The sequence below is a fragment of the Xanthomonas euroxanthea genome, from assembly GCF_900476395.1.
GTDB lineage: Bacteria > Pseudomonadota > Gammaproteobacteria > Xanthomonadales > Xanthomonadaceae > Xanthomonas > Xanthomonas euroxanthea.
Map to the genome: position 1 here is coordinate 352,762 of NZ_UIHB01000006.1, position 26,744 is coordinate 379,505.

The window sequence follows — 26,744 nt, forward strand, 5'->3', positions numbered from 1 at the left end:
AAGCGTCGGCGCGGGACGCGCTGGCGCGGTTCCTGACCTGTTTCGCGCGCGGTTTTGCGCAACCAAGCCTGCTGGCGTCCTGCCAGCGGGCTTTTTTGTCTGCTGCAGACATCCGTATTCAGCTTTCAAATGTCTCGCGGGACATGATCTAGATCGCTGTTTTCCAAAGAATTATCAAAAAACTAATAAACGCAAGCCGAAGTGTGATGAAAAGCACGCTCAGCTTCGCTTTCTGTCAAAAACTTGACGCCCGATTTGACCGCTGTTAACACTTCGCTCAGTTCTATGGTTGGGTAGCGTTCACTTTTTGACTATCCAGGGTGCCGCTTTCCGCGCACCGCCAGTTGGCCCATGGCGCCAATCACCACGGGGATCGCAGTGGCTGACGGCCTCGCGACGGTGGGTGTTTGTCAAAAAAACCAGTCCCAACATTCAGGAGCAGGGCGTCGATGAATCGGATTTATCGCAAGGTCTGGAACAAATCGTTAGGCGTGTGGGCCGTGGCATCGGAGTTGGCCAGCGGCGACAGCCCGGGCGCAGTGAGCACCGCCGCATTCATCGACCGCCGCCAGAGCCGTTGCCTGGTTGCCGCGATCGCCCTGGCGCTGGGTAGCGCCGGCATCGCCATCCCCCTTTCCGCAGTGGCGCAATCGGTCGAAGTCGGTCGCGGTGCGTCGGCACCTGCCGCCAACGCCACCGCCATCGGCGCCGGGAGTCGCGCCAGCGCGACCGGCGCGCTCGCCACCGGTGCCGACAGCAGCGCCAGCGGCGTCAACAGCAGCGCGATCGGCCGCCAGACCAATGCGATCGGCGAGAACGCAGTGGCCATTGGCTACAACAGCTTCGTGCGCCAGAGCGGCGAAAACGGCGTGGCGCTGGGCGCCAACGCCGGCGTGACCGGTGCCAACTCGGTGGCGCTGGGCGCAGGCTCGCGCACCCACGAGGACGATGTGGTGTCGGTCGGCAGCGGCAATGGCCGCGGTGGCCCGGCCACGCGCCGCATCACCAACGTCAGCGCCGGCGTCAACGCCACCGACGCGGTCAACGTGGCGCAGTTGCGCGACGTGGCCGACGTGGCCGAAGACACCGCCACGTTCTTCAAGGCGACCCCGGGCGAAGACAGCGTCGGCGCCTATGTCGATGGCGACAGCGCGCTGGCTGCCGGCGATGCCGCCAATGCCACGGGCACGGCGACCACTGCGCTGGGAACCGGTGCCAATGCGGTGGCCGACAATGCCACCGCGGTCGGTGCCAATGCGCTCGCCTCCGGGCAGAACAGCGCGGCATTCGGCCATAACGCGCAGGCCAACGGCCCCGGCAGCGTGGCCGTCGGCGGCGCTGCGGTCGACGAAGATGGCGAGCCGTTGGTCACCAACGGCGGCGTGCCGGTCACCACCGGTGCCACCAGTGCCGGCGTCGGCGGAACCGCGGTCGGCGCCAGCGCCAATGCCGATGGCTTCGCGGCCTCGTCGTTCGGCGTCGGCGCGTATGCGGCCGGTGCGCAGTCGTCCGCGTTCGGTGCGGTTGCCAATGCGGCAGGCGATTACGCCACCGCCGTGGGCACGCAGACCAGCGCCAGCGGCACCAGCAGCACCGCAGTCGGTGGTCCGGTCGATTACGTCCCGGGTCTGGGTTTCTTCGTGCAGACCCAGGCCAGCGGCGATGCGTCCACCGCGCTCGGCGCCGGGGCGATCGCATCGGGTACCTACACCACCGCCGTCGGCGTGCTCAGTGAAGCCTCCGGCACCGAAGCCACCGCCGTGGGTTACTTCGCCTATGCACCCGGCGAAGGTGCCACGGCAGTCGGCCCGGAATCCTGGGCCAGCGGCGAGCTGAGCACGGCGCTGGGTTACTACAGCACCGCACGCGGCGCCAACTCGGTTGCGTTGGGCGCCAATTCGATTGCCACGCGCGCCAACACCGTGTCCGTTGGCGCGGCCGGCGATGAGCGCCAGATCACCAATGTCGCCGCCGGTACCGAAGGCAGCGATGCGGTCAATCTCGACCAGCTCACCGCCGTGTCCGACGTTGCTTCCACCACCGCGCGCACGTTCGTGGCCACCGGCGATGGCACCGCGATTGCTGAAGGCATCGACAGTGTTGCGGCCGGTTCCAACGCATCGGCAACGGGTGACTACAGCGCTGCATTCGGTTCGACCAGCCAGGCATCCGCGCAGGGCAGCACCGCGCTCGGCAGCGGCGCCATCGCGACCGGCGAGAATGCAAGCGCGCTCGGTTTCAACAGCAATGCAGTCGCCGACAACGCCACTGCGCTTGGCGCCACCAGCAGCGCGTCGGGCGAGTCCAGCACCGCAGTGGGCGGCGCAAGCCAGGCCACCGCCAGCGGCGCGACCGCACTGGGTTACGAGAGCATCGCCAACGCCGCCGACTCCACTGCGCTGGGGGCGGGCAGTGTGGCCTTCGGCGACACCAGTACGGCCGTGGGCGGTGCAAGCGTCGCGTTCGGCGATGACAGCGCCGCTTTCGGCGCCAATGCCGCCGCCGGCGGTAGCGCATCCACTGCGATCGGCGCAAACAGCAGTGCCTTCGGCGAGCGCACCGTTGCGCTGGGTGGCGCCAGTAACGCGTCGGGCGACGACAGCATTGCGCTCGGTGCGAGCAGCCAGGCCTCCGCGCTGGGCACGACGGCGGTCGGCAGCAATGCCAACGCCAGCATCGCCAATGCCACGGCGGTGGGCTTCAACAGCAGCGCCGGTGACGACTACGCCACCGCGCTCGGCGGCGACAGCAATGCATCGGGATATTTCAGCACCGCCGTCGGCGGCAACAGCATCTCCAACGGACGCTACTCGACAGCGATCGGCTATGAAAGCATCGCCAACGGCGGCTCGGCCACTGCGCTGGGCAGGGCCAGCGTCGCCTGGGGCGATGGCAGCACCGCGATCGGCATCGAGAGTTCGGCCTATGGCTACGACAGCACCGCAGTGGGCCCCAATGCCTTCGCCGCCGACACCGCCTCGGTGGCGATGGGTGCGTTCGCCAACGGGTGGGGCGCGCGTGCCATTGCACTTGGCAGTGAATCTGCCGCGGTAGGCGATGAAAGCGCTGCGCTGGGCTGGGAAGCGCAGGCCGATGGCGCGCAGAGCGTGGCCATCGGTAGCAACGCGCTTGCGTCCGCGCAAAACAGCGTAGCGCTGGGCGCCGGCGCAGTTGCCGATCGCGCCAATACGGTGTCGGTGGGCAGCGTCGGTGGCGAGCGCCAGGTCACCAATGTCGCCGCCGGTACCGAAGGCACCGACGCGGTGAACCTGGACCAGCTCAACGCGGTCGGCGAGACCGCCGAAGCCACTGCGCGCCTGTTTACCGGTACCGGCACCGGCACCGCCGATGCGCAGGGCGAGGACGCCATCGCGGCCGGGTCCAATGCCACCGCCGATGGCGATTACAGCAGCGCGTTCGGCTCCAGCAGCCAGGCCACCGCGATCGGCACGGTCGCCATCGGCAGCGGTGCCAGCGCCACCGCGCAGTACGCCAATGCGGCCGGCTACAACGCCGCCGCCAGCGGATACGGCAGTGTGGCCAGCGGCGCCTTCAGCCAGGCCAGCGGTGATTATGCCGTGGCCGTGGGTGGCGAAAGCGAAGCCGCCGGCGCGCAGAGCACCGCGCTGGGTGCGGCGGCAGGCGCCTATGGCGATGGGTCGCTGGCGGCCGGCACGCTGAGCGTGGCCGATGGCAGCGAAACCACCGCAGTGGGCTATTTCGCCAGCGCCAGTGGCGATTCGGCCACCGCGGTCGGCGCGGAAAGCGTGGCCGATGGCACCAGCGCGGCGGCGTTCGGCTTCGGCGCCGAGGCCACCTCCAACTACTCCACCGCCCTGGGCGGCTATTCCAGCGCGACCGGGTTCAACAGCACCGCGCTGGGCAATTTCAGCACCGCCAGCGGCTCCAGTACCGTGGCCGTGGGTGGCGATGCCACCGCAACCGGCGACTACAGCGTCGCGGCCGGCCAGGGCAGCGTGGCCAGCGGCTACAACAGCGTGTCGGTCGGTGGCGCCTTGCTCGGCCTGCTGCCGACCGAAGCCTCCGGCGACTTCTCCACCGCGCTCGGCGGCGCTGCATGGGCGCCTGGCCTCAACAGCACCGCACTCGGCAATTTCGCCGAATCCACCGGCGAAAGCAGCGTGGCGCTGGGCGCCGATTCGGTGGCCGATCGCGATTTTGCGGTCTCGGTGGGCAGCGCCGGTAACGAGCGTCAGATCACCAACGTGGCCGCCGGTACGCAGGGCACCGATGCGGTGAATCTGGACCAGCTCAACGCCGTGGCCGAAACCGCGCAATCCACCAGCAAGTACTTCCAGGCCAGCGGCAGCGCCGACAGCGATGCCGGCGCCTATGTGGATGGCGACAACGCGCTGGCTGCAGGCGAGGGCGCCAATGCCACCAGCACCGGCACCACGGCGTTGGGCGCAGGCGCGCAGGCGGTGGTCGATAACGCAACGGCGGTCGGCGTGAGCGCACTGGCCAGCGGCATCGGCGCGGCGGCGGTGGGCAACAATGCCCAGGCCACCGGCGAAAACAGCAGCGCGGTCGGCAGCAATGCCCTGGCCAGCGATGTCGGCGCCACCGCAAACGGTGCCGGCGCGCAAGCGGTTTCGACCTATACCACCGCGCTCGGCAGCGAGGCAGTGGCATCGGACAACCAGGCCACGGCGGCCGGTTTCCGCAGCACCGCCTCCAATGTCGGCAGCGCCGCCTTCGGTGGCTACAGCGAATCCAGCGGCCGGTTGTCGTCGGCGCTGGGTTACGGCGCGGTGGCCTCGAGCGACTACAGCACCGCGGTCGGTGCCGCATCGCTGGCCTCCGGTGCAAGCGCGGTCGCCGTGGGCGAGTTCAGCGAAGCCACCGGCGACGAAAGCGTGGCGGTGGGCGGCAGCACGTTCTTCGGCTTCATCCCGGCGCGTGCCACCGGCACCGGCGCTGCTGCATTCGGTGCAGGTGCCTGGGCCACGGCCGACTACACCACCGCGATCGGCTGGAATTCCTATGCCGACGGCGTCAATGCCACCGCGCTGGGTCAGAGCGCGGCGGCACTTGCCGACAACACGCTGGCCCTGGGTGGGGGCAGCCGCGCCGATGCGGTCGGTGCCAGCGTGGTCGGCGTGGATGCATCGGCGACCGGCATCAACAGCACAGGCGTCGGCCGACAGGTCAACGTGATCGGCGAGAACGCGGTGTCGGTGGGCTACAACTCGTTTGTGCGCCAGAGCGCGGTCAACGGTGTGGCCCTGGGTGCCAATGCCGGTGCAACCGGTGCCGATTCGGTGGCACTGGGCTCGGGCTCGCGCAGCGACGAAGCCGACACGGTGTCGATTGGCAGCGGCAATGGCCGCGGCGGCCCGGCCACCCGCCGTATCGTCAATGTCAGCGACGGCCAGGCGGCGACCGATGCGGTCAACAAGGGCCAGCTGGATGCGCTGGCGGCCGATGTGCAGACCACCACCGGCATGGTGCAGACCACCGGCGAAGGGGTGGCCACCGCGACCGGTGATCGCGCCACCGCCGCAGGTGCCGGCGCAACCGCCAGCGGCGCACGCAGCGTGGCGATCGCCTCCGGCAGCCGCGCCTCGGCCACCGGCGCCAGCGCCATGGGCGTGGACAGCAGCGCCAGTGGCGTGAACAGCACCGCGATGGGCCGGCAGACCAATTCCATCGGCGAAAACGGCGTGGCGCTGGGCTACAACTCCTTCGTGCGCCAGAGCGGTGCCAACGCAGTGGCGCTGGGTGCCAATGCCGGTGCCAGCGGTGCCGATTCGGTAGCGCTGGGCTCGGGTTCGCGTACCTACGACGCCAACGTGGTGTCGGTCGGTAGCGGCGATGGCCGCGGCGGCCCGGCCACGCGTCGCATCGTCAATGTCGGCAGCGGCGCGATTGCCAGTGCCAGCACCGATGCAGTCAACGGCGGCCAGTTGTTCCAGTCGTTGAGCAACGCTGCCAGCTTCCTCGGCGGTGGTGCGGCGATCGGTGCGCAAGGCGTGTTCGTCGCGCCGACCTACGTGATCCAGGGTGCCAGCTACAACAACGTCGGTGCGGCATTGACCGCGTTGGACAGCAAGGTCACCGAGCTGGACGCGCGTGGCGGTAGTGCAACGGCCAGTACTGCGGCACGCACGTTGTCGCTGCGCACCGCAGCGGTGCCGGCTGTTGCCACCAGTGCAGTGACTGCATCGAGCAACGCTGTCGCCGATACCGGCGCCAGCGTGCAGGGCACGCCGACCGCAGCGGTGGTCGGCAGCATCACCCCGGCCGCAACGTCCACCGCCGTCGGCACGGCGGCAGTGGCCAACCACGTGACCGGCACGGCGATCGGCGGCAGCGCGTATGCGCATGGCCCCAACGACACTGCGATCGGCAGCAATGCACGCGTCAATGCCGACGGCAGCACCGCGGTCGGCGCCAATACGCAGATTGCCGCGGTGGCGACCAATGCGGTGGCCATGGGCGAAGGCGCGCAGGTCAGCGCGGCCTCCGGCACGGCGATCGGACAGGGTGCACGGGCAAGCGCACAAGGTGCGGTGGCCCTGGGTCAGGGGTCGGTGGCCGATCGTGCCAACACGGTGTCGGTGGGCAGCGTCGGCGGCGAGCGGCAGGTGGCCAATGTGGCCGCCGGCACGCGTGCCACCGACGCGGTCAACAAGGGCCAGCTGGACAACGGCGTCGCTGCGGCCAACAGCTATACCGACAGCCGCTACAGCGCGATGGCCGACAGCTTCGAGACCTACCAGGGCGACATCGAGGACCGTCTGCGCCGGCAGAACCGTCGCCTGGACCGGCAGGGTGCGATGAGCTCGGCGATGTTGAACATGGCCGCCAGCGTCGGTGGCATCGCCACGCAGAACCGCGTCGGTGCCGGCGTCGGTTTCCAGAACGGCGAATCGGCGTTGTCGGTGGGCTACCAGCGTGCGATCAGCCCGCGCGCCACGCTGACGGTGGGCGGCGCACTCAGCGGTGACGACAGTTCGATCGGTGTGGGTGCCGGCTTCGGCTGGTAACCCGCTGGGTGCATGACACGCGCCGGCGCCGGTGTGCGCCGCCGCGCCAGAGCAAGGCCCGAGGGGGCGGGCAAGGACCGTGGCTGGGCCGGCCAACGGATTCGATGGAGTGATGGCCTTACCAGGAGTGGCTGATCAAACGCAGCGAGCTGCACCGCAGTTGCGCAGCAGTTTCGAAAGCCGCTCCCAGCTGATCGACGAAAAACACGAAGAGGACTTCACCGTGATCGACAAGAATTTCCGTCTCTCCCCGCTGACCGGCGCCATCTTGATGATGGCGCTCGGTGCATCGGGCACGCTCGCTGCTGCCCCGCAACTGCTGGTCAAGGAACCGACCCAGGCAGCATCGGCCGGCGCTGCGTTCAGTAGCCGCCTGATCGTGCGCTACAAGGACAACACCGCCGCCGCGACCGATCGCGCCAGCAAGCTGAGCGCGGTGCAGGCCGCCGTCGGCCGTGTCGGTGCGAGCACTGGCGCACGCAGCAGCGCAGCCGCCGCCAAGGCGACGTATGTGCGCAAGCTCGGCATCGGCTCGGACCTGATCAAGCTGTCCAGCACGCTGACCACCGCACAGGTGGACAAGGTCGTGGTCGAGCTCAAGAACGACCCGTCCGTGGCCGACGTGCAGATCGATCGCATGCTGCGCCCGGTCGAGATCAAGAAGAGCGTCGCCACCACCGACGTGACCCCGCAGCTGGTACCCAATGACCCGCTGTACGCGCAGTACCAGTGGCATCTGAGCAACCCCAACGGCGGCATCAATGCGCCGGCCGCATGGGATCTGTCGCAGGGCGCCGGCGTGGTGGTGGCGGTGCTGGATACCGGCATCCTGCCGGGCCATCCGGACTTTGCCGGCAACCTGCTACAGGGTTACGACTTCATTACCGATGCCGAAGTCTCGCGTCGTCCCACCGATGCCCGGGTACCGGGCGCGCTGGATTACGGCGACTGGGAAGAGGCCGACAACGTCTGCTATGACGGCTCGGTGGCACAGGAAAGCTCCTGGCACGGCACCCATGTCTCGGGCACCGTGGCCGAAGCGACCAATAACGGCGTCGGCATGGCCGGCGTGGCGCCGAAGGCGACCATCCTGCCGGTGCGCGTGCTCGGCCGTTGCGGTGGCTACACCTCCGACATCGCCGATGCGATCGTCTGGGCCTCCGGCGGTACGGTTGCTGGCGTGCCCGCCAACACCAACCCGGCCGAGGTGATCAACATGAGCCTGGGCGGCGGCGAGCCGTGCGATTCGGCCACCCAGCTGGCAATCAACGGCGCCGTCTCGCGCGGCACCACCGTGGTGGTGGCGGCCGGCAACAGCGGCGAAGACGCGGCCAACCATTCGCCGGCCAGCTGCAACAACACCATCACCGTGGGTGCCACGCGTATCACCGGCGGCATCACCTACTACTCCAACTACGGCAGCAAGGTGGACCTGTCCGGTCCGGGCGGCGGTGGCAGCGTGGACGGCAATCCGGGCGGCTACATCTGGCAGGCCGGCTATACCGGTGCGACCACGCCGACCTCGGGCACCTATACCTATATGGGACTAGGCGGCACCTCGATGGCATCGCCGCACGTGGCCGGTGTCGTCGCCCTGGTGCAGAGCGCGGCGATCGGCCTGGGCGATGGCCCGCTGACTCCGGCCGCAGTGGAAGCCCTGCTCAAGCAGACCAGCCGCCGCTTCCCGGTGACGCCGCCGGCCAGCACCCCGATCGGCAGCGGCATCGTCGATGCCAAGGCCGCGCTGGAAGCGGTGCTGGTGGAGCCCTGCGATCCGGCCACCGAAAGCTGCGCGCCGACCGCCATTGCCTTGACCAACAAGGCCCCGCTGACCGGCCTGAGTGGTCCCGCCGGCAGCGCCACGCTGTACAGCTTCGAAGCCAAGGCCGGGGCCGTGCTCAGCTTCATGACCTACGGCGGCACCGGCGATGTGTCGGTGTACGTCAGCCATGAAGCCGAACCCAGCGCGACCAGTTACGACGCCAAGTCGACCCGCCCGGGCAACAGCGAAACCGTGCGTTTCACTGCTCCCAAGGCAGGCACCTACTACATCAAGCTGGTGGGCGCTGGCGACTACGCGAAGCTGACGCTCGTTGCACGACAGTAAGTACGCAGATAGTGTGACCGATGCCCCCGGCCAATCACCGGGGGCATCGTTTTTCAGGGCGATTCAGATGCGTGCGGTTGATCGTCGCGGCAAACTGCTACAGTCGGCGCCGGACCAGTGGAGACGAGTGTGAACGCGGTTGCCGTCGATCCAATTGAGCATCGCAGTGCGGAGACGCGCATCGTCGAGGCGCTGCTTGAACGCCGTCGCCTGAAAGACACCGATCTGCTGCGCGCGCGCCAGTTGCAGACCGAATCCGGCATGGGCCTGCTGGCCTTGCTCGGCCGTCTGGGCCTGGTATCCGAACGCGATCATGCCGAGACCTGCGCCGATGTGCTGGGTCTGCCGCTGGTGGATGCCCGCCAGCTCGGCGATACCCCGCCGGAGATGCTGCCGGAAGTGCAGGGGCTGTCGCTACGCTTCCTCAAGCAATTCCATCTGTGCCCGGTCGGCGAACGCGATGGCCGGCTGGAGCTGTGGATCGCCGATCCCTACGACGATTACGCGATCGACGCGGTGCGGCTTGCCACCGGCTGTGCGCTGTTCCTGCAGGTTGGCCTGCGCTCGGAAATCGACGATCTGATCGAGCGCTGGTACGGCCAGGGCCGCAGCGCGATGGGCACCATCGTGGAAACCGCCGATGGCGATGCCAACAGTAGCGACGATATCGAAGCGCTGCGCGACCTGGCGTCCGAGGCGCCGGTGATTCGCCTGGTGAACCTGGTGATCCAGCACGCGGTGGAGCTGCGCGCCTCGGACATCCATATCGAACCGTTCGAAAGCCGGCTCAAGGTGCGTTACCGCGTGGACGGCGTGCTGGTGGAAGGCGAAAGCCCGCCGGCCAAGCTCACCGCCGCGGTCATCAGCCGCATCAAGATCATGGCCAAGCTCAACATCGCCGAACGCCGGCTGCCGCAGGACGGCCGCATCATGCTGCGCGTGCAGGGCAAGGAGCTGGACCTGCGTGTCAGCACCGTGCCCACCGCGCACGGCGAGAGCGTGGTGATGCGTCTGCTCGATCGCGAGACGGTGGTGTTCGACTTCTACAAGCTCGGCTTCACCGAAGAGTTTCTGCCGCAGTTCCGCAAGGTGCTGGAGCAACCGCACGGCATCATGCTGGTGACCGGCCCGACCGGCTCGGGCAAGACCACCACGCTGTACACCGCATTGAGCCAGCTCAATACCTCCGACGTGAAGATCATCACCGTCGAAGACCCGGTGGAATACCAGATCGAAGGCATCAACCAGATCCAGGCCAAACCGCAGATCGGGCTGGATTTCGCCAACGCGCTGCGCAGCATCGTGCGCCAGGATCCGGACATCATCATGATCGGCGAAATGCGCGATCTGGAAACCGCACGCATCGCGATCCAGTCCGCGCTCACCGGCCATCTGGTGCTGTCCACGCTGCACACCAACAATGCGGCCGGCGGCATCACCCGCCTGCTCGACATGGGCGTGGAGGATTATCTGCTCACCTCCACCATCAACGGCATCCTGGCGCAGCGGCTGGTGCGCAAACTCGACCTGGCCAACGCCGAGCGCTATCCGGCATCGCCGGAAGAAGTCGAACGCTTCAACCTGCGCCGGCTGCAGCCGGACGGAGAGATCTACCTGTATCGCCCGCGCGCCTCTGCCGCCGCGCCGACCGGTTACCTCGGCCGCACCACCATCGTCGAATTCCTGGTCATGAACGACGAATTGCGGCGCGCGGTGATGCGTCGCGCCGGCATGGGCGAGATCGAGCAACTGGCCCGCAAGGCCGGCATGCGCACCATGTACGAAGACGGCCTGTCCAAGGCCTTGCGCGGCGAAACCACCATCGAAGAAGTGCTGCGCGTGACGGAGGATGCGTGAGAGTCAAGGGAGCCACAACGAGCATCGGATGCTCAGGATCGGAAGATAACCAAAGCAGCGTCCTGGCACTGCGGTGCGCGCACGCGCAGATGCGCGCAGTCGCGCCAGCACAGCGCAGCACCGTGCGTTGCCCGATTCCCGATTCCCGATTCCCCACTCCCGGCCTTCCAGCCTGATGCCCCTGTACCGCTACAAGGCGCTCGACGCCCACGGCGAAATGCTCGATGGCCAGATGGAAGCGGCCAGCGACGCCGACGTTGCGCTGCGCCTGCAGGAGCAGGGCCACCTGCCGGTGGAAACACGCCTGGCCACCGGCGAAAACGATTCGCCGTCGCTGCGCATGCTGTTGCGCAAGAAGCCGTTCGACAACGCCGCGCTGGTGCAGTTCACCCAGCAGTTGTCCACGCTGATCGGTGCCGGCCAGCCGTTGGATCGCGCGTTGTCGATCCTGATGGATCTGCCCGAAGACGACAAAAGCCGGCGCGTGATCGGCGATGTGCGCGACACCGTGCGTGGCGGCGCGCCGCTGTCCTCGGCGCTGGAACGCCAGCACGGGCTGTTTTCCAAGCTCTACATCAACATGGTGCGCGCCGGCGAAGCCGGCGGCAGCATGCAGGACACGCTGCAACGCCTGGCCGACTACCTGGAGCGCAGCCGCGCGCTGCGCGGCAAGGTGATCAACGCGTTGATCTATCCGGCGATCCTGCTGGCGGTGGTCGGCTGCGCGCTGCTGTTCCTGCTCGGCTATGTGGTGCCGCAGTTCGCGCAGATGTACGAAAGCCTGGATGTGGCCTTGCCGTGGTTCACCCAGGCGGTGTTGAGCGTGGGCCTGTTGGTGCGCGACTGGTGGGTGGTGTTGATCGTGGTGCCGGGCGTACTGGGGCTGTGGCTGGATCGCAAACGCCGCAATGCCGCCTTCCGTGCCGCGCTGGACGAATGGTTGCTGCGGCAGAAAGTGGTGGGCAGCCTGATCGCGCGCCTGGAAACCGCACGGCTGACGCGGACCCTGGGCACCTTGTTGCGCAACGGCGTGCCGCTGCTGGCAGCGATCGGCATTGCGCGCAACGTGATGTCCAACCTGGCATTGGTCGAGGATGTCGATGCCGCCGCCGACGACGTCAAGAACGGCCATGGCCTGGCGATGGCGCTGGCACGCGGCAAGCGCTTCCCGCGGCTGGCCCTGCAGATGATCCAGGTCGGCGAAGAATCGGGCGCGCTGGACACGATGCTGCTCAAGACCGCCGACACCTTCGAGCTGGAAACCGCGCAGGCCATCGACCGCGCGCTGGCCGCGCTGGTGCCGCTGATCACGCTGGTGCTGGCCTCGGTGGTGGGGCTTGTCATCATCTCGGTGCTGGTACCGCTGTATGACCTGACCAATGCCATCGGATAACGTGGCGGTGGATTCACAACAACGTTCCGGCGACCGCGCGACACCCATGCGGGAACCATTGCAATGGCCGCTGTGTCATCTTCTGGCGGCAGCATCTTTCATCGACGTGCAAGGAAATCGTTCATGATCAAGCGCTCCATCACCCGTAGCCCATCGCGTGCAGGCCAGGCCGGCATGAGCCTGCTGGAAATCATCATCGTCATCGTCCTGATCGGCGCGGTGCTGACCCTGGTCGGCAGCCGTGTGCTCGGTGGTGCCGATCGCGGCAAGGCCAATCTGGCCAAGTCGCAGATCCAGACCCTGGCCGGCAAGATCGAGAATTTCCAGCTCGACACCGGCAAGTTGCCGAGCAAGCTCGATGACCTGGTCACCCAGCCCGGCGGCAGCAGCGGCTGGCTTGGCCCGTACGCCAAGCCGGCTGAACTCAACGACCCGTGGGGCCACACCATCGAATACCGCGCGCCCGGCGATGGCCAGCCGTTCGATCTGATCAGCCTGGGCAAGGACGGCCGCCCCGGTGGCAGCAGTTACGACGCGGACATCAAGTACCAATAAGCCGCTCGCCATGCGCGTTGCGTGTCAGCCGTTGCGTCATCCGCATGGAGTGGTCGGCCCTGGTCGTCCCCGCACGCGTGGCAGTTCGTTGCTGGAGATGCTGCTGGTCATCGCCCTGATCGCGATGGCCGGTGTGCTGGCTGCCGCAGCGCTCAACGGCGGGATCGACGGCATGCGCCTGCGCACCGCCGGCAAGGCGATCGCCTCGCAGCTGCGCTATACGCGCACGCAGGCGATCGCCACCGGCACGCCGCAGCGCTTTCTGATCGACCCGCAGCAGCGCCGCTGGGAAGCACCCGGCGGCCACCACGGCGATCTGCCGGCGTCGCTGGAGGTGCGTTTCACCGGTGCGCGGCAGGTGCAGTCGCGGCAGGATCAGGGCGCCATCCAGTTCTTCCCCGATGGCGCCTCCACCGGCGGGCGCATCGATCTGCGCGTCAAGGACGCGACCTGGCGCGTGGACGTGGGCTGGATCACCGGCGAAGTGCGTTCCGGGCAGTTGCGGACGCCGGCGCCATGAAGCGCCAGCGCGGTTACACCCTGATCGAGGTGATCGTCGCCTTTGCGTTACTGGCGCTGGCATTGAGCCTGTTGCTGGGATCGCTGTCCGGTGCCGCGCGTCAGGTGCGTGCGGCCGACGAGAGCACGCGCGCCACCTTGCATGCGCAATCGTTGCTGGCGGCGCAGGGCATGGACAAACCGCTGGTGCCCGAGCAGCAGCAAGGCACGTTCGAGGACGGGCATTTCCGCTGGTCGATGGATGTGCGCCCGTACGCCGAGCCGCGGCGCAATCCGCAGGCGCCGGTATCCCCCGGCGCACACACGCTGCTGCAGCTGACCCTGGTGGTGCGCTGGGGCGAGCAACCCAACCAGGTGTTGCAGTGGCGCACCTTGCGGCTGGTCGCGGCGGCGCAACCGGGCAGCGCGCCATGAGTCGGCCGCGTAGTGCCGGGTTCACCTTGATCGAAGTGTTGCTGGCGACGATGTTGCTGGTGGGCGGGCTGGCATTGGCGTTTGCCACCTTGCGCTCGGCCAGCGCGGTGAGCCAGCGCGGCGAGGCGATCGCCCAGCGCAGCGAGCGCGTGCGTGCGGTGGAGGAATTCCTGCGCCGGCGGCTGGCGGCGGCACTGCCGATCGCGATGGGCATCGACCCGCAGAGTCAGCAGCCGATGCTGTTCATCGGCGAGGCGCAGCGCATGCGGTTTGCCGCCGATGTGCCGGATTACCTGGGCCGCGGCGGGCCGTATCTGCACGATCTGTCGGTGGCCGGCGATGGCGAGCAGCGCACCCTGCGGATCGCATTGACCATGCTGCAATCGGGCAAGCCGATCGAGGAGGGCACCACGCTGCCGCCGGAAACACTTGCCGACGACGTGCAGCAGGTGAGCTTCCGGTATCGCGGCATGGATCCGCAGAGCGGACGCCTCAGCGCGTGGTTGCCGCAGTGGGAATGGCACGACCGTCTGCCGTTGCTGGTGCGCATCGAGATCCGTAGTGGCGGTGCCGCCTGGCCGCCAATGGTGGTGGCCCTGCCGCAATCCAGCAACCCGGGAGCGGGGCAATGAGCGCGATGCGCGGCGCCGCCTTGGTGCTGGTGTTGTGGCTGATTGCGCTGCTCACCGCGATGATCGGCGCATTCGCGCTGACCGCGCGGGTGGAAGCGCTGCAGGGCAGCATGCTGCGCAATGGCGCGCAGGCGCAGGAATACGCGCGCTCCGGACTGGAATACGCATTGTCCCGCCTGCAGAGCACCGACACCCAGGCACGCTGGCTTGCAGACGGCCGGCGCTATCGTTGGCAGATGGACGACGCCACGGTGGAGATCCGCATCACCGACGAAAGCGGCAAGGTGGACTTGAACATGGCCGAGCCCGCGCTGCTGGCCGGCCTGGTGCGCGCGGTCGGTGCCGAACAGGGCCGCGATACGCGCATTGCCGGCGCCATCGTCGACTGGCGCGACGGCGACTCGCTGAGCCAGCCCGGCGGTGGCGCGGAAGATCGCGATTACGCCGATGCCGGGTTGCCGTACGGTGCCAAGGATGGCCCGTTCGAAACGCTGGGCGAGTTGCGCCTGGTGCTGGGCATGGATGGCGAGCTGTATCGCAAGCTGTTGCCCAACCTCACCCTGTACAGCGGCCGCTCGCGTCCCGAGGCGCGCTTTGCGCCCGGGCCGGTGCTGACCGCGATGGGCCTGGATGCGCGGCAACTGCTGGCCCAGCGTGACGCGCCGCCGGGTTTGCCGGGCAGCGAGGCGACGGTCGGTGGGTCGGACACTTATAGTATCGAGAGCCGGGCGCGACTGAGTCAGGGACGCGAGGCCGTGTTGCGGGCAGTCGTCTCCACCAGTGCGTCCGCATTACCTGGGTCGGCGTATACCGTGTTGCGTTGGGAAGAGGGAGCAGCAGTGCAATGACCGCATGGCGGGATACCTTGGGTCGTATCGGCGTACGCGCCATGCCGGGCGCCGGAGGCTTCTGGCGTTGGTGGCAGCAATCGCTGCTGGCCTGGCTGCCGCAGCGCTGGCAATGGCAGTTGGGCCTGTCGCCGTCGCGGCTGCTGTTGCAGCCCGATGGGCAGGCGTTGCAGTTGCTGCGTCAGCGCGACCACAGCAGCGAGGCCATCGCCAGCCTGCCATGGCCGGTGCAGCCGCAGGAGGTCAATGCCTTGCTGCCCACCGCGCTGGAGGGCCTGCCGCGGCATTGGCTGCTGCCGGCCGCGCATGCCTTGCGTCGCCCGTTGCGCCTGCCTGCTGCGGCAGCCGCGCGCCTGCAGGACGTGGCGCGCTTCGAGATCGACCGGCAAACCCCGTTCACCGCCGACCAGGTGTACTTCGATGCGCGCGTGCTGGACGTACGCGAAGACGGCCAGCTCGATGCCGAACTGGTGGTGGTGCCGCGACGCATGATCGATGGCCCCGACGGCGTGCCCGACGCATGGACCAGCGCCTTGTCCGGCATCGATGTCGCCGACGCGCAGGGCCTGCCCTTGGGTGTAAACCTGCTGCCACCGGCGCGCCGGCTGCGGCGCAGCGACCCGATGCAGCGCTGGAACCTGTTGCTCGCGGCCGCCGCACTGGTGTTGCTGGCCGTGGCCGGCTGGCTGCTGCTGGACAACCGCCGCCAGGCCGCCGACGACCTGCGTGCCAAGGTGCAGGCCAACGCCGCGCGTGCGCGCCAGGTCGCCGCCGAACGCCAGCAATTGCTGGATCTGGTCGAAGGTGCAAATTTCTTCCAGCAGCAGCGCGCCACCCGCCCGACCTCGGTGGAAATCTGGGACGAGCTGAGCCGGCGCCTGCCCGGTGGCACCTATCTGGAAAAATTCTCGGTGGAAGGCGGGCAATTGCAGTTGATCGGGTTGAGCAACGAAGCCTCCTCGCTGGTGCGGCGTCTGGAAGGCTCGCCGCTGTGGCGCACGCCCTCGCTGACCGGCGTGCTGCAGAGCGATGCCGGTCGCAACGTCGACCGCTTCACCATCACCGCCGAACTGGCCGGCCCCGATGCCAAGGAGGCGGCCGATGCCACGCAGCGTTAAGCGCGATCGCTGGATCGCTTTGGGCCTGCTGCTGCTGGTGATCGGCGTGGCCTATCTGGTGCTGGTGCACCCCTGGTTCACCCAGCCGATGATCGCCGTGCAGGACGATCTGCAGGCGCTGCGCGAACGCGAGCTGCGCGTGCGCGTGCAGCTGCAGCAGGCGCCGGAAGTCAGCAAGCGGCTGCGCCAGGCGCGCCAGACACTGGAAAGCCGCCCGGGCTTTTTGCCGGAGACTTCGGCCGAACTGGCCTCGGCCGGCCTGGTGCAGCGGCTGGAGCGCGCCGTGGTGGAAGCCAGCCCCGGCAACCGCAGCTGCGCGATCAGCAACCGCTCGCCGCTGCAGCCGGAAAGCAAGGACCGCTTCACCCGCGTCGCGGTGCAGGTGCGCCTGCGCTGTGGCACGCCGGAGCTGGCCTCGGTGCTGTACAGCCTGGAAAACGGCACCCCGCGCCTGTTCGTGGACAATCTCAACGTGATGGCGCAGCGCTACCAACTTTCGCCCAACGAAAGCGGCAACGGCCTGGATATCGCCTTCGAACTGGCCGGCTATCTGCGCCCGGGCGCCAGCGCCGCGCCGTTGAACACCGACGCGGCGCCCGCCGCCCCCGACGCTGCGGAGGCCGGCAATGCGCCTTGACATGATCGGCCTGCGCACCTGGCTGCTGGCTACCGTGGTCGGCTGGGCGCTGCTGGTATGCGTGCTGGCCGTGGCCGGGCTGGGCAAGCGCGTGGAGTTGCTGCCGGACGACCCGGCCCTGGTGCAGCGCCTGCCCACGCTGCCGGCACCAGCCCCGGAACGGCTGGGCGCATTCGAAAAATATTCGGAGATCGCCGCGCATCCGGCCTTCGCCGAAGACCGCCTGCCGCATCCGTTCTTCCTGTCCGGCAACGACGGCAGCGGTGCTGCCTCGACAGTGCGCCTGACCGGCGTGCTGCTGACGGACAACTTCAAGATGGCCACGCTGACGCTGGACCCGCAGGATTCGGTGCGTGTGCAACTGGGCGGCGAGGCGGTCAAGGGCTGGCGCCTGCTCGCCCTGCAGCCGCGCAGCGCAACCATCGAGGGCCCCGGCGGCACCCAGACACTGGAGCTGCATGTGTTCAACGGCCTGGGCGGGCAGCCACCCACCGCCAATGCGGGCGCGCGCGCCGCTGCCGGCGCCATCCCGCCGTTACCCTCGCCCGATGCCGCCGCCGTTGCGCCGACGCAACCGCCGCAGACCCAGCCCGCCGCGCAGCCACAGCAGCCCGGTGGACAGGCACCGCCGACGGTGCCGCCGCAGCGCAGCGATGGCGCCCAGGAAGCCCCACGCCCCTCCGACGATCAGATGCGCGCCATCCGCGAACGTATCGAAGCCCGACGCCGCCAGCTGCAACAGCAGCGCCAGAGCGGCTCTACCCCCGGTCAGACCCAATGAGTGAACGCATGACGCAGCGCCTGTTTCCCGTGTCCCTGCTGATCGGCCTGCTGGCCGGTTGCGCCTCCACGCCGCCGCCGGAGGTGCGCCGCGACGCGCGCCTGGACCCGCAAGTCGGCGCTGCCGGCGCCACCCAGACCAGCGCCGAGCAACGCGCCGAGGGCAATGCCAGCGCCAAGCCCACCCCGGTGATCCGGCGTGGCAGCGGCACCATGATCAACCAGAGCGCCGCCGCCGCGCCGTCGCCCTCGCTGGGCATGGCCAGCAGCGGCAGCGCCACCTTCAACTTCGAAGGCGAATCGGTGCAGGCGGTGGTCAAGGCGATCCTGGGCGACATGCTCGGGCAGAACTACGTCATCGCCCCCGGCGTGCAGGGCACCGTGACCCTGGCGACGCCCAATCCGGTCTCGCCGGCGCAGGCCTTGAACCTGCTGGAAATGGTGCTGGGCTGGAACAACGCGCGCATGGTGTTCAGCGGCGGCCGCTACAACATCGTGCCGGCCGACCAGGCGCTGGCCGGCACCGTCGCGCCCAGCACCGCATCGCCCTCGGCCGCGCGCGGCTTCGAGGTGCGCGTGGTGCCGTTGAAGTTCATCTCCGCCAGCGAAATGAAGAAGGTGCTGGAGCCGTACGCGCGCCCGAACGCCATCGTCGGTACCGACCCCTCGCGCAACGTGATCACGCTGGGCGGCACCCGCGCCGAGCTGGAAAACTACCTGCGCACCGTGCAGATCTTCGACGTGGACTGGCTGTCGGGCATGTCGGTGGGCGTGTTCCCGATCCAGTCCGGCAAGGCCGAAAAGGTCTCGGCCGATCTGGAAAAGGTCTTCGGCGAACAGAGCAAGACGCCCAGCGCCGGCATGTTCCGTTTCATGCCGCTGGAAAACGCCAACGCGGTGCTGGTGATCACCCCGCAGCCGCGCTACCTGGACCAGATCCAGCAATGGCTGGACCGCATCGACAGCGCCGGCGGCGGTGTGCGGCTGTTCTCGTATGAGTTGAAATACATCAAGGCCAAGGACCTGGCCGACCGCCTGTCGGAGGTGTTCGGCGGCCGCGGCAACAACGGCGACTCCAATGCTTCGCTGGCGCCGGGCGCGGAAACCAGCGTGCTGGGTGGGCAGCTGGGCAATCGCGACAGCAGCATGGGCGGCAGCTCCGGCATGACCGGCGGCAGCGTCGGCGAGAGTAGCGATGGCAGCTCCTCCGGCAGCAGCTTCGGTGGCAGCAGCGGCAGTGGCAGCAGCAGCGGTGGGCTGGGCAACGGCAGCCTGCAGCTGTCGCCGCGCAGCAACGGCAATGGCGCGGTGACGCTGGAGGTGGAAGGCGACAAGGTCGGCGTGTCGGCGGTGGCCGAAACCAATACCTTGCTGGTGCGTTCCACCCCGCAGGCATGGACCTCCATCCGCGACGTCATCGAAAAGCTCGACGTGATGCCGATGCAGGTGCATATCGAGGCGCAGGTGGCTGAGGTGAATTTGACGGGCCAGCTGCAGTACGGTGTGAATTGGTACTTCGAAAATGCGGTAACAACTCCGTTCAACGCCAACGGTAATGGTGGCGGTCCTGCACTGCCATCGGCTGCGGGCCGCAATATCTGGGGCGACATAGCGGGAAGCATCACCAACAACGGTGTGGGTTGGACATTCCTGGGGAAAAATGCGGCTGCGGTCATCAGTGCGCTCGATCAGGTCACCAATATTCGCTTGCTGCAGACGCCATCGGTCTTTGTGCGAAACAACGCCGAAGCCACGCTCAATGTGGGTTCGCGCATTCCGATCAATTCCACATCGATCAACACCGGGCTGGGCAGCGACAGCAGCTTCTCGTCGGTGCAGTACATCGATACCGGTGTGATCCTGAAAGTGCGTCCGCGCGTCACCAAGGACGGCATGGTGTTCCTGGATATCGTGCAGGAAATCAGTACGCCTGGTGCGCGTCCTGCTGCGTGTACGGCCGCGACCACCACAACCGTCAATAGCGCCGCCTGCAATGTCGACATCAACACGCGCCGTGTCAAAACCGAAGCCGCGGTGCAGAGTGGCGACACCATGATGTTGGCCGGGCTGATCGACGACAGCACTAGCGATGGAAGTTCCGGGGTGCCGTTTCTCAGCAAGTTGCCGGTTGTCGGTGCGTTGTTCGGTCAGAAGACCAGAGATACGACTCGCCGCGAAGTCATCGTGCTGATCACCCCGTCGATCGTGCGCAACCCGCAGGAAGCGCGCAATCTCACCGACGAGTACGGCCAGAAGTTCAAGGCCATGGAGCCGCTGAAGCCCAGCCAGAAGCCGCAATGAGTGCGGCACTGCCCGTCGTGCTGGTGCCGGTCGGCACCGACGACGAGGCCCTGGATGCGTGCCTGGGCGCACTGGATGCCGCCACGCCCGCTGGCACGCGGGTGTGGCTGGCCGACGACGCGCAGGCCGGCCCGCGTGGCCGCGCGGTGATCGAGCACTGGCTGGCGCGCACGCGGCTGCAGGCGCATCACACACGGCGCCAGCGCATGCTCGGCGAGGTCGCGCATCTGGACGAAATGCTCAGCGCCTGCGGCGATGCCGACGTGGTGGTGCTGGGTGTGGATGCCTGCCCGCTGCCGGGTTGGTTGAATCAACTCGATGCCTGTTTTGCGCGCGATGCGGCGATTGCCACCGCCACCCCGTGGAGCAATGTAGGCGAAGCCTGTGCCTGGCCACGCCTGGGCGAACTCAACCCGATGCCCGAGGTGCCGGAGCGGCTGGCCGCTGCGTGTGCGGCGATGCCGCCGCTGCATCCGGAACTGCCATCGGCGATCGGCCACGCGGTGTTGCTGCGCGGCAGCGCACGGCGCAAGGCCGGCGGCCTGGATGCCAGCAGCTACGGCTCCTGGTATGCGGCACTGGTGGACCTGAGCCTGCGCATGGCGGGGCTGGGATGGCGCAACGTGCTGTGCGACACCGCCTTTGTCGCCTCGCCGCACGAAGGCCGCCCGGCCGATGGCGACATGGATGCACTGGCCACGCGCTGGCCGGCCTGGCACGCCCGCCTGGCCAACTTCCTGATGCACGACCCGCTGCGTGCGCAGCGCGATCAACTCGCGCAGCTGCTCGCCGACCTGCCGCCGCCGGATTCACAACGCAGGCTATTTGACGCGTAGAACAGCTGCCAAAGCGGCATGCTCACCGTCAGGCGGGCGCAGCCGGTGTTCGGTGGACTTGTGCAGTGCAGTTCTTGAGCGCTTTCCTATGCAACCTGACGACTGCTTGCCGTGCGGTGAGTGCAGTGGCTTGTCGGCCGTATGCTGGTAGATGCTATCGGGAGTCCAGGTCAAACGCCGAGGGGGTCGAGGGCGCGGTGCCCTCACCGCTCGCGGGAAACGCCGTGAACCCGTCCCTGGGGGCTCGGTGGCGGCATCCATGCCGCCACACGGTCCCGCAATCGGCGAGGACACCGCACCGGAGAGTGAGTCGGTTGCTTTGTTGAAAACATGCACACCAACCATCTCGACTGGTCCTTGCCCGCCCACCGTCGCGGGACCTTACGCGGCATGGATGCCGCGTAAGAGCCTCCATGGACGGATTCACGGCGTGTCCCGCGATGGTGGGCGGGCAAGGGCCCTGCAGCCAGGCCGCAGTGCAATGACTGACGTGACGTCGTCTTGTTAGCCGCTCAAGAAGCCGAACGCATCGGTGCCTCGGTGCGTACCACCACCTCCAGCGCATCGTGGCGCCAGGATTCGATATCCAGTTCCACCGCGCGGCCGTCTTCGGCGTAGCTGAGCCGCTGCAGCCGGAAGCAGGGCGTGCCGGTGGTGGACTGCAGCAACAGGGCTTGCGCGGCGTCCAGCCCGGCCGGATGCATCGACACCTGCGCGCGGCTCAGGAACAGCCCGAGTTTCCGGTTGAACACGCTCGACAGCGAACCGGCCAGGTCGTGTTCCAGCAGGCCCGGCGCCCAGGCAGCCAGCACCACGTTGGTTTCCAGCAGCACTGCGCGGCGGTCGATCCAGCGCCGGCGCTGCAGCACGAAGACCTCTTCGTACGGTGTCTGCAGCCGTAGCGCCGCCGCGTAGGCAGCGCCCGCCGCCTGGCGGGTGGCACTCAACAGCTCGGTGCGCGGCTTGCGCCCCTGCGCCGCCACGTACTGCATGAAACCGGCGATGCTGGTGGGGTCGTAACGCACGCGCGGTGCGCTGACGAACCAGCCGCGCCGGTTCTCGCGGTAGATGCGTCCCTGCGCTTCCAGTTGCTGCAAGGCCTCACGCAAGGTGATGCGGGTGCAGCCAAAGCGTTCGGCAAGCGCGCGCTCTACCGGCAGGCGCTGGTCCGGCCCCCATTCGCCAGCGGCGATCTGCGCGGAGACGATTTCGGTGATGGCGTGCTGGCGCGGTGCGCTCATGCGGCGATCCGCCGGTGGTGGCTGCAGCGCCTGTGCAAGACAGTTGGGTGAGAGAGGTACATGCGGCGATGGTAAAGAAGAACGCGCCCGCAAACCGCAGGTGGCTCAGGCAACGCCTGCCGGGTTCTGCTGCTGTTGGGCTTTCCAGCTACGCCATCCATACACCGCAAGCCCCACGAAACCGGCGTAGAGCAGGGCGGTGGGGTATAGCCCTTTGCTCAGGAACACGCCTACGTAAATGCAATCGAGCACGATCCAGAGCACCCAGTTGGCGATGCGTTTGCGCGCGGCCCACACGCTGGCGACCAGGCTGAAACTGGCCAGCGCCGCATCCAGCCACGGCAGCGTGGCATCGGTGCGGTGATGCATGTAGGCACCGAGCGCGGCAGCGAACGCCGCGCCGATGCACAGCGATAGCCACAGTTCCGCAACCGGCATCGGCAGCGGGCGAATCCGTGTTTCTGCAGCGGCACCGCGTTGCCAGTGCCACCATCCGTACAGCTGGGCCAGCACGTAGACCCCTTGCAGCAGCATGTCCGAATACAGCTTCCACTGATAGAACAGCCAGGCATACAGCGCCACCGCCACGATGCCGACCGGCCAGCACCAGCGAATGCGCCGCGCGGTCAGCCACACGCCCAGCAGGTTGATCACGACGGCGGTGGATTCGAGCAATGACATGCAATGCCTGATGGAAAGTGGACAGCGGTGGGAGAGGTGCAAGCCGTGCAAAACAGCGGTGCGGTCGGACGTGGATGCTGCGCGGTGCCCCGAATCTGCATGCGATGGAAACGCGATAGCGCTCTCACCGCTGAGTTCCTGCCTTCAACTGGTGCCTGCTGTTTTCAGCCATTGCCTCAAACACGCACAAACACGGCTGACTCGCTTCGACGTCCTTCTCCCGCCTGCGGGGGAAGGTGCCCGAAGGGCGGATGGGGGCAGCAGACCTCAAAAATCCACCTGCACCGTCAGGCGCGCCGTACGCGGCGCACCCGGGAACAGGTATGCATCGCCCTGGTATTCGCCGGCATCGCGCCAGTAGCGCTTGTCGAACACGTTGTCCACGTTCAGGCGCCAGGTGGTGGCCACCCCGCCCAGTGCAGTGGCATAGCGCGCGCCCAGGTTGGCCACGGTGTAGGCCGGCACGCTGGCGTTGCCGAGCCGGTCGGCGAACTTGCGCCCGCTGTATTGCAGGCCTGCCAGCAGCGCCAGGCCGTCGATGCCGGGCACGCTGTAGTCGGCCTGCAGGCTGGCACGCAGCTTGGGTACGTTGATGGCCTGATGGCCTTCGTAGTCGGCAATCCCGGTGTCTTCGGCGCGCGCACGGATCGCCGCGACGCTGGCGAAGATGCGCAACTGCGCGGTGGCCGCGCCATCGGCCGACACCTCCAGGCCGCGGTTGTGCAGGCGGCCCTGTTGCACATAGAGCAAGCCTCCATCGACCTGCGGCTGGGTGAACTGGTAGGCCTGGCGGATGTCGAACAGCGCCGCGCCCAGGCGCAGGCCGTCGAAATCGAATTTTGCGCCGGTTTCCAGCTGGTAGGCATTGGTCGGCGGCAGGATCTCATCGGCGTTGTCGGCAAACCACGGCGCGGTGCCGCCGGCGGCCAGGCTCTTGGCGTAGCTGGCATACAGCGACACGTTCTGTTGCGGCTTGAACAGCAGTGCGGCCTGCGGCAGCAGCGTGTCCTTGCGTGTGCGGCGCTCCAGGACGCCATCGCGATCGAAGCTGCGCTCGTCCAGGTGCACATAGCGCGCGCCCAGCGACAGCTCCCACCGCGGCCCCAGTCCGATCCGGTCGGCGATCACCAGGGCGCGTTGACGGCTGTCCAGGCGGCGCTCTTTCGGGTCCAGGGCGACGTCGGTTTGTGCAAACACCTGCGGGTCGCGGTCGATGCTGCCGCTGCCGACGAATTCGTTGACCGAGCCGAAACGATCGATGGTGCGGCGCAGCCAGTCGCCGCCGATGCTCAGGTGATGATCCAGTGCGCCGGTGAGCACGCGGCCTTCCAGCGTGGCGCGCAGTTGATCGTGCACGCGGGTGTCGTCGGGGTTGCGGTAGTCGTAGACGTCGTACCCGCCTTGCGCGCTGAAAAAGTTCGGTGTGGTGATATCGGCGCAACTGGCCGCGCCGTAACAGCCCCAGGCGAATGCGGAGAAATCGTTGATCACCGAGCGGCTGCGCGCCGCTTCGGCAGTGGCGCGCCAGTCGTCGTTGAACTGGTAGGCGTAACGCAGTTGCGCATTGAGCGCATTCATCTCCACCGGCCGCGACCACGGCTGGTAGCCGAGCAGGCGATGCACATCGATGGCGCGCGGCACCTGGGTGCCGCCCAGCAGTTGATAACCCGGCACCGAGCGTTGCTGGCGATGCTGGTATTCCACGTCCAGCTGCAGCAGCGATTGCGGGGTGATCTTCCAGTCGCCGGCCAGCGACAGGAAATTGCGGTAGCCGTCGGCGTGGTCGACATAGCTGTCGATGTCTTCGCGTGCGGCATTGACGCGCAGGCCCAGGCTGCGTTCAGCGCCGAACCAGTCGCCCAGGTCGGCGGCGACATAGCGCGAACCTTGTTCGTCGGTCCCCAGGGTCACGCTACGCACGTGCTCGGGCCGCTTGGTGCGGTAGTCGATCAACCCGGCCGGTTCGTTGACACCCGATTGCAGCCCGGCCAGACCCTTGAGGAGCTGCACCTGCTGCTTGTTTTCCAGCGCGATGGATTGCTCGCCCACCGCGCTCAGGCCGTTGATGCGGTAGCTGTTGGCGGCGTTGAGCGAATAGCCGCGCACGACGAAATTTTCGTAGTAGCCGATCGGTGCATAGGCCTCGCCCGTGGAGGCATCGGCACGCAATACCTCGCTGAGCACGCGTGCCTGGCGGTCGAGCACTTGCTGGCGATCGATCACCGCGATCGAGGCCGGGGCATCCAGCAGCCGCGTGGCGCCGAAGCCGGTCAACGCGGTGCTGGCCTCGGCGCGTTCGCCACGCACGTTGACCGCATCCAGTTCCACCGCCTCGGCGCCGGGGTCTTGCTGCGCGAGTGCAGGCGTGGCCACGCACAGCGCGAGTGCAAGCGCGAGCGGGCGGCGGTGGGGCAGGGAGACGGGCAGGTACATGCGCAGGACTCGAGAAGGAGAAGAGAGAGCGCTCATGGCAACCGGCGCGCGCGCGCGTGCAGGTGGTCGAGCAGACGCTGGCCATCGGCACTGGCAAACCAGTCCGCATGGCCGAGCAGGTAGCGGTGATAGGCGATGTCGGCGTTGTCGGCCGAGCGGGTGATGCCGGCGAAGTAGTCGATCTCGCTCAGGGCGAAGTCGGCATGCACGATCGGCAGCAAGGCGACCAGCTGCCGCAGCTGCACCGCGCCCAGCGTGCAGTGCCGGCTGTAGCCGTCCAGCAAGGCGTCGAGTTGCTCCAGCTGTGGCTGCGCACGTTGCCCTGCGTCCAGGTTCAACCATGGGATCAGGTTGCGTTCGATCGCCGTGGCCAGGTCGAACATCGCAAAGTTGCGGTCGCACAGGCCGAAGTCGAACACCGCGCCGACCTCGGTGTCGCCATCGTCGTGCGTGCGCCACAGCAGGTTGGAGGCATGCCAGTCGCCGTGCGTCCACAGCGGCGGCAATGCACCGGGCACCGACAATACCGGCCATGCCCGGGCGTGCCAGGGCAGCAAATGGTCGGCCAGGTCGCGGCGCCAGGGCCGGCCCTGGAAATCGGCGGCCAAGCCGGGGCGCGACAGCAATGCCTGTTCCACCGCCCGCAGCGGGTCGGCCTGCGCGAACAGCGCCAGGTTGGCGACCAGGACGCTGCTTCGACGTGGCGGCGCATCGAATCCCTGCGCTGCCAGATGCAGGCGTGCCAGCGCGGCGCCTGCGGCCAACGCATGCGCGGTGCTGGTAAAGGGCGTCCACGACAAGGCGTCCCGATACAGGTCCTGGCCGAGGCCTGCGCGCTGTACTTCATAGACCCAGTGCGCATCGGCCAGGGCGGTGTGGCCGGCGGCATCGTGCAGCACCTCGACCACCGGCGCGCCGGCCCAGCGCAGGTGCGCCATGAAGCCATGTTCTTCGCGCAAGTCGGCGATGCTGCGCACGCTGCGGTGATGCCGCTTGACGATGAGCGTGCCGGTGGCGGTGTCCACGCAGGCGGCAGCGGAAAACGGGCGTGCGCTATGCCAGCGAATCCGTGCGCCATCGCCGGCAGCGCAAACGTGCTGCAGCACGCGATGGATTTCCTCGGCGGTCAACACCGGCCAGTCCGGCAGTGCCAACTCCAGGCTCATGCCGTGCACCTGATGCGAGGTACTCATGCGTGCAGCTCCGGTGCGGCGCATGCCAGTGGTATAGACCAGCCAATCGATGCCGTTGTAGCGGACCCGGCGCGCGCACCGGCGATAACACGGACGGCGCTGCCGGGCCGTCGTTGCAGCGCGCGCGCCATCAGGCGGTTGCGCTGCAGGGAATGAAAAGGCAGCGCAACACCGAAAGGTCGCTGGCCG

General features: G+C 67.8%; 18 protein-coding genes. 14 read left to right on the forward strand and 4 right to left on the reverse strand.

Annotation, left to right across the window (positions count from 1 at the left end):
• Nucleotides 1-449: 449 nt before the first annotated feature.
• The 14 genes from CPBF1521_RS18900 to CPBF1521_RS18965 all read left to right on the forward strand — a co-directional run bounded on the left by CPBF1521_RS18900 (nucleotide 450) and on the right by CPBF1521_RS18965 (nucleotide 21,007).
• A complete protein-coding gene (locus CPBF1521_RS18900; RefSeq protein ID WP_115677916.1) occupies nucleotides 450-7,010 on the forward strand; it encodes an ESPR-type extended signal peptide-containing protein in 6,561 nt (2,186 codons plus the stop codon).
• A gap of 223 nt (nucleotides 7,011-7,233) precedes the next feature.
• The gene (locus CPBF1521_RS18905; RefSeq protein ID WP_115677969.1) at nucleotides 7,234-9,117 is read left to right on the forward strand and encodes a diffusible signal factor-reguated S8 family serine peptidase; all 1,884 of its coding nucleotides are present in this window, start codon (nucleotides 7,234-7,236) and stop codon (nucleotides 9,115-9,117) included.
• A gap of 129 nt (nucleotides 9,118-9,246) precedes the next feature.
• Nucleotides 9,247-10,974 carry a type II secretion system ATPase GspE gene (gspE, locus tag CPBF1521_RS18910; protein ID WP_164740086.1) on the forward strand — a complete coding sequence of 576 codons (1,728 nt, stop codon included), beginning with the start codon at nucleotides 9,247-9,249 and terminating at the stop codon, nucleotides 10,972-10,974.
• Nucleotides 10,975-11,149: 175 nt separating this feature from the next.
• Complete coding sequence (gene xpsF / locus CPBF1521_RS18915) at nucleotides 11,150-12,367, forward strand: type II secretion system protein XpsF (protein WP_104585582.1); 1,218 nt, start codon at nucleotides 11,150-11,152, stop codon at nucleotides 12,365-12,367.
• A gap of 123 nt (nucleotides 12,368-12,490) precedes the next feature.
• A complete protein-coding gene (gene gspG, locus CPBF1521_RS18920) occupies nucleotides 12,491-12,922 on the forward strand; it encodes a type II secretion system major pseudopilin GspG (protein ID WP_024939118.1) in 432 nt (143 codons plus the stop codon).
• 10 nt (nucleotides 12,923-12,932) lie between these two features.
• Entirely contained in the window at nucleotides 12,933-13,442 is a 510-nt protein-coding gene (gene xpsH, locus CPBF1521_RS18925) for a type II secretion system protein XpsH (RefSeq protein WP_104649412.1), read from the forward strand.
• Nucleotides 13,439-13,855 carry a type II secretion system protein XpsI gene (gene xpsI, locus CPBF1521_RS18930; RefSeq protein WP_115677918.1) on the forward strand — a complete coding sequence of 139 codons (417 nt, stop codon included), beginning with the start codon at nucleotides 13,439-13,441 and terminating at the stop codon, nucleotides 13,853-13,855. Before xpsH ends, xpsI begins: the two co-directional genes overlap by 4 nt.
• Nucleotides 13,852-14,487 (forward strand): type II secretion system protein J, encoded by a 636-nt coding sequence (locus CPBF1521_RS18935; RefSeq protein WP_115677919.1) that lies wholly within the window; start codon nucleotides 13,852-13,854, stop codon nucleotides 14,485-14,487. Before xpsI ends, CPBF1521_RS18935 begins: the two co-directional genes overlap by 4 nt.
• Nucleotides 14,484-15,335, forward strand: a complete 852-nt coding sequence (locus CPBF1521_RS18940) for a type II secretion system minor pseudopilin (RefSeq protein WP_104649414.1) — start codon at nucleotides 14,484-14,486, stop codon at nucleotides 15,333-15,335. The genes CPBF1521_RS18935 and CPBF1521_RS18940 overlap by 4 nt, the downstream gene beginning before the upstream one ends.
• The gene (locus tag CPBF1521_RS18945) at nucleotides 15,332-16,453 is read left to right on the forward strand and encodes a PilN domain-containing protein (RefSeq protein ID WP_115677920.1); all 1,122 of its coding nucleotides are present in this window, start codon (nucleotides 15,332-15,334) and stop codon (nucleotides 16,451-16,453) included. Before CPBF1521_RS18940 ends, CPBF1521_RS18945 begins: the two co-directional genes overlap by 4 nt.
• Nucleotides 16,437-17,090: a type II secretion system protein GspM gene (gene gspM, locus CPBF1521_RS18950; protein WP_115677921.1), complete on the forward strand. Its 654-nt coding sequence runs from the start codon at nucleotides 16,437-16,439 to the stop codon at nucleotides 17,088-17,090. The genes CPBF1521_RS18945 and gspM overlap by 17 nt, the downstream gene beginning before the upstream one ends.
• Nucleotides 17,080-17,871, forward strand: coding sequence for a type II secretion system protein XpsN (xpsN, locus tag CPBF1521_RS18955; RefSeq protein ID WP_115677922.1), 792 nt, complete (start codon nucleotides 17,080-17,082; stop codon nucleotides 17,869-17,871). The genes gspM and xpsN overlap by 11 nt, the downstream gene beginning before the upstream one ends.
• Nucleotides 17,868-20,171, forward strand: a complete 2,304-nt coding sequence (gspD, locus tag CPBF1521_RS18960; RefSeq protein ID WP_115677923.1) for a type II secretion system secretin GspD — start codon at nucleotides 17,868-17,870, stop codon at nucleotides 20,169-20,171. Before xpsN ends, gspD begins: the two co-directional genes overlap by 4 nt.
• Nucleotides 20,168-21,007: a glycosyltransferase family 2 protein gene (locus CPBF1521_RS18965; RefSeq protein ID WP_115677924.1), complete on the forward strand. Its 840-nt coding sequence runs from the start codon at nucleotides 20,168-20,170 to the stop codon at nucleotides 21,005-21,007. Before gspD ends, CPBF1521_RS18965 begins: the two co-directional genes overlap by 4 nt.
• A 512-nt stretch (nucleotides 21,008-21,519) precedes the next feature.
• Here CPBF1521_RS18965 and CPBF1521_RS18975 read toward each other — a convergent pair.
• From CPBF1521_RS18975 to CPBF1521_RS18990, 4 genes are all read right to left on the reverse strand, one after another.
• On the reverse strand, nucleotides 21,520-22,248 hold the full coding sequence (locus tag CPBF1521_RS18975) for a UTRA domain-containing protein (RefSeq protein ID WP_115677925.1): 729 nt from the start codon (nucleotides 22,246-22,248) through the stop codon (nucleotides 21,520-21,522).
• A gap of 105 nt (nucleotides 22,249-22,353) precedes the next feature.
• A complete protein-coding gene (pnuC, locus tag CPBF1521_RS18980) occupies nucleotides 22,354-22,929 on the reverse strand; it encodes a nicotinamide riboside transporter PnuC (RefSeq protein ID WP_115677926.1) in 576 nt (191 codons plus the stop codon).
• Nucleotides 22,930-23,196: 267 nt separating this feature from the next.
• Nucleotides 23,197-25,362: a TonB-dependent receptor gene (locus CPBF1521_RS18985; protein WP_115677927.1), complete on the reverse strand. Its 2,166-nt coding sequence runs from the start codon at nucleotides 25,360-25,362 to the stop codon at nucleotides 23,197-23,199.
• 32 nt (nucleotides 25,363-25,394) lie between these two features.
• Nucleotides 25,395-26,555 carry a phosphotransferase enzyme family protein gene (locus tag CPBF1521_RS18990; RefSeq protein WP_115677928.1) on the reverse strand — a complete coding sequence of 387 codons (1,161 nt, stop codon included), beginning with the start codon at nucleotides 26,553-26,555 and terminating at the stop codon, nucleotides 25,395-25,397.
• Between the last annotated feature and the right edge of the window lie 189 nt (nucleotides 26,556-26,744).

Coding starts and splice junctions, on each gene's coding strand:
- CPBF1521_RS18900 (WP_115677916.1), top strand. CDS start 450: ATGAATCGGATTTATCGCAAGGTCTGGAACAAATCGTTAGGCGTGTGG.
- xpsF (WP_104585582.1), top strand. CDS start 11,150: ATGCCCCTGTACCGCTACAAGGCGCTCGACGCCCACGGCGAAATGCTC.
- gspG (WP_024939118.1), top strand. CDS start 12,491: ATGATCAAGCGCTCCATCACCCGTAGCCCATCGCGTGCAGGCCAGGCC.
- xpsH (WP_104649412.1), top strand. CDS start 12,933: ATGCGCGTTGCGTGTCAGCCGTTGCGTCATCCGCATGGAGTGGTCGGC.
- xpsI (WP_115677918.1), top strand. CDS start 13,439: ATGAAGCGCCAGCGCGGTTACACCCTGATCGAGGTGATCGTCGCCTTT.
- CPBF1521_RS18935 (WP_115677919.1), top strand. CDS start 13,852: ATGAGTCGGCCGCGTAGTGCCGGGTTCACCTTGATCGAAGTGTTGCTG.
- CPBF1521_RS18940 (WP_104649414.1), top strand. CDS start 14,484: ATGAGCGCGATGCGCGGCGCCGCCTTGGTGCTGGTGTTGTGGCTGATT.
- CPBF1521_RS18945 (WP_115677920.1), top strand. CDS start 15,332: ATGACCGCATGGCGGGATACCTTGGGTCGTATCGGCGTACGCGCCATG.
- gspM (WP_115677921.1), top strand. CDS start 16,437: ATGCCACGCAGCGTTAAGCGCGATCGCTGGATCGCTTTGGGCCTGCTG.
- xpsN (WP_115677922.1), top strand. CDS start 17,080: ATGCGCCTTGACATGATCGGCCTGCGCACCTGGCTGCTGGCTACCGTG.
- gspD (WP_115677923.1), top strand. CDS start 17,868: ATGAGTGAACGCATGACGCAGCGCCTGTTTCCCGTGTCCCTGCTGATC.
- CPBF1521_RS18965 (WP_115677924.1), top strand. CDS start 20,168: ATGAGTGCGGCACTGCCCGTCGTGCTGGTGCCGGTCGGCACCGACGAC.
- CPBF1521_RS18975 (WP_115677925.1), bottom strand. CDS start 22,248: ATGAGCGCACCGCGCCAGCACGCCATCACCGAAATCGTCTCCGCGCAG.
- pnuC (WP_115677926.1), bottom strand. CDS start 22,929: ATGTCATTGCTCGAATCCACCGCCGTCGTGATCAACCTGCTGGGCGTG.
- CPBF1521_RS18985 (WP_115677927.1), bottom strand. CDS start 25,362: ATGTACCTGCCCGTCTCCCTGCCCCACCGCCGCCCGCTCGCGCTTGCA.
- CPBF1521_RS18990 (WP_115677928.1), bottom strand. CDS start 26,555: ATGAGTACCTCGCATCAGGTGCACGGCATGAGCCTGGAGTTGGCACTG.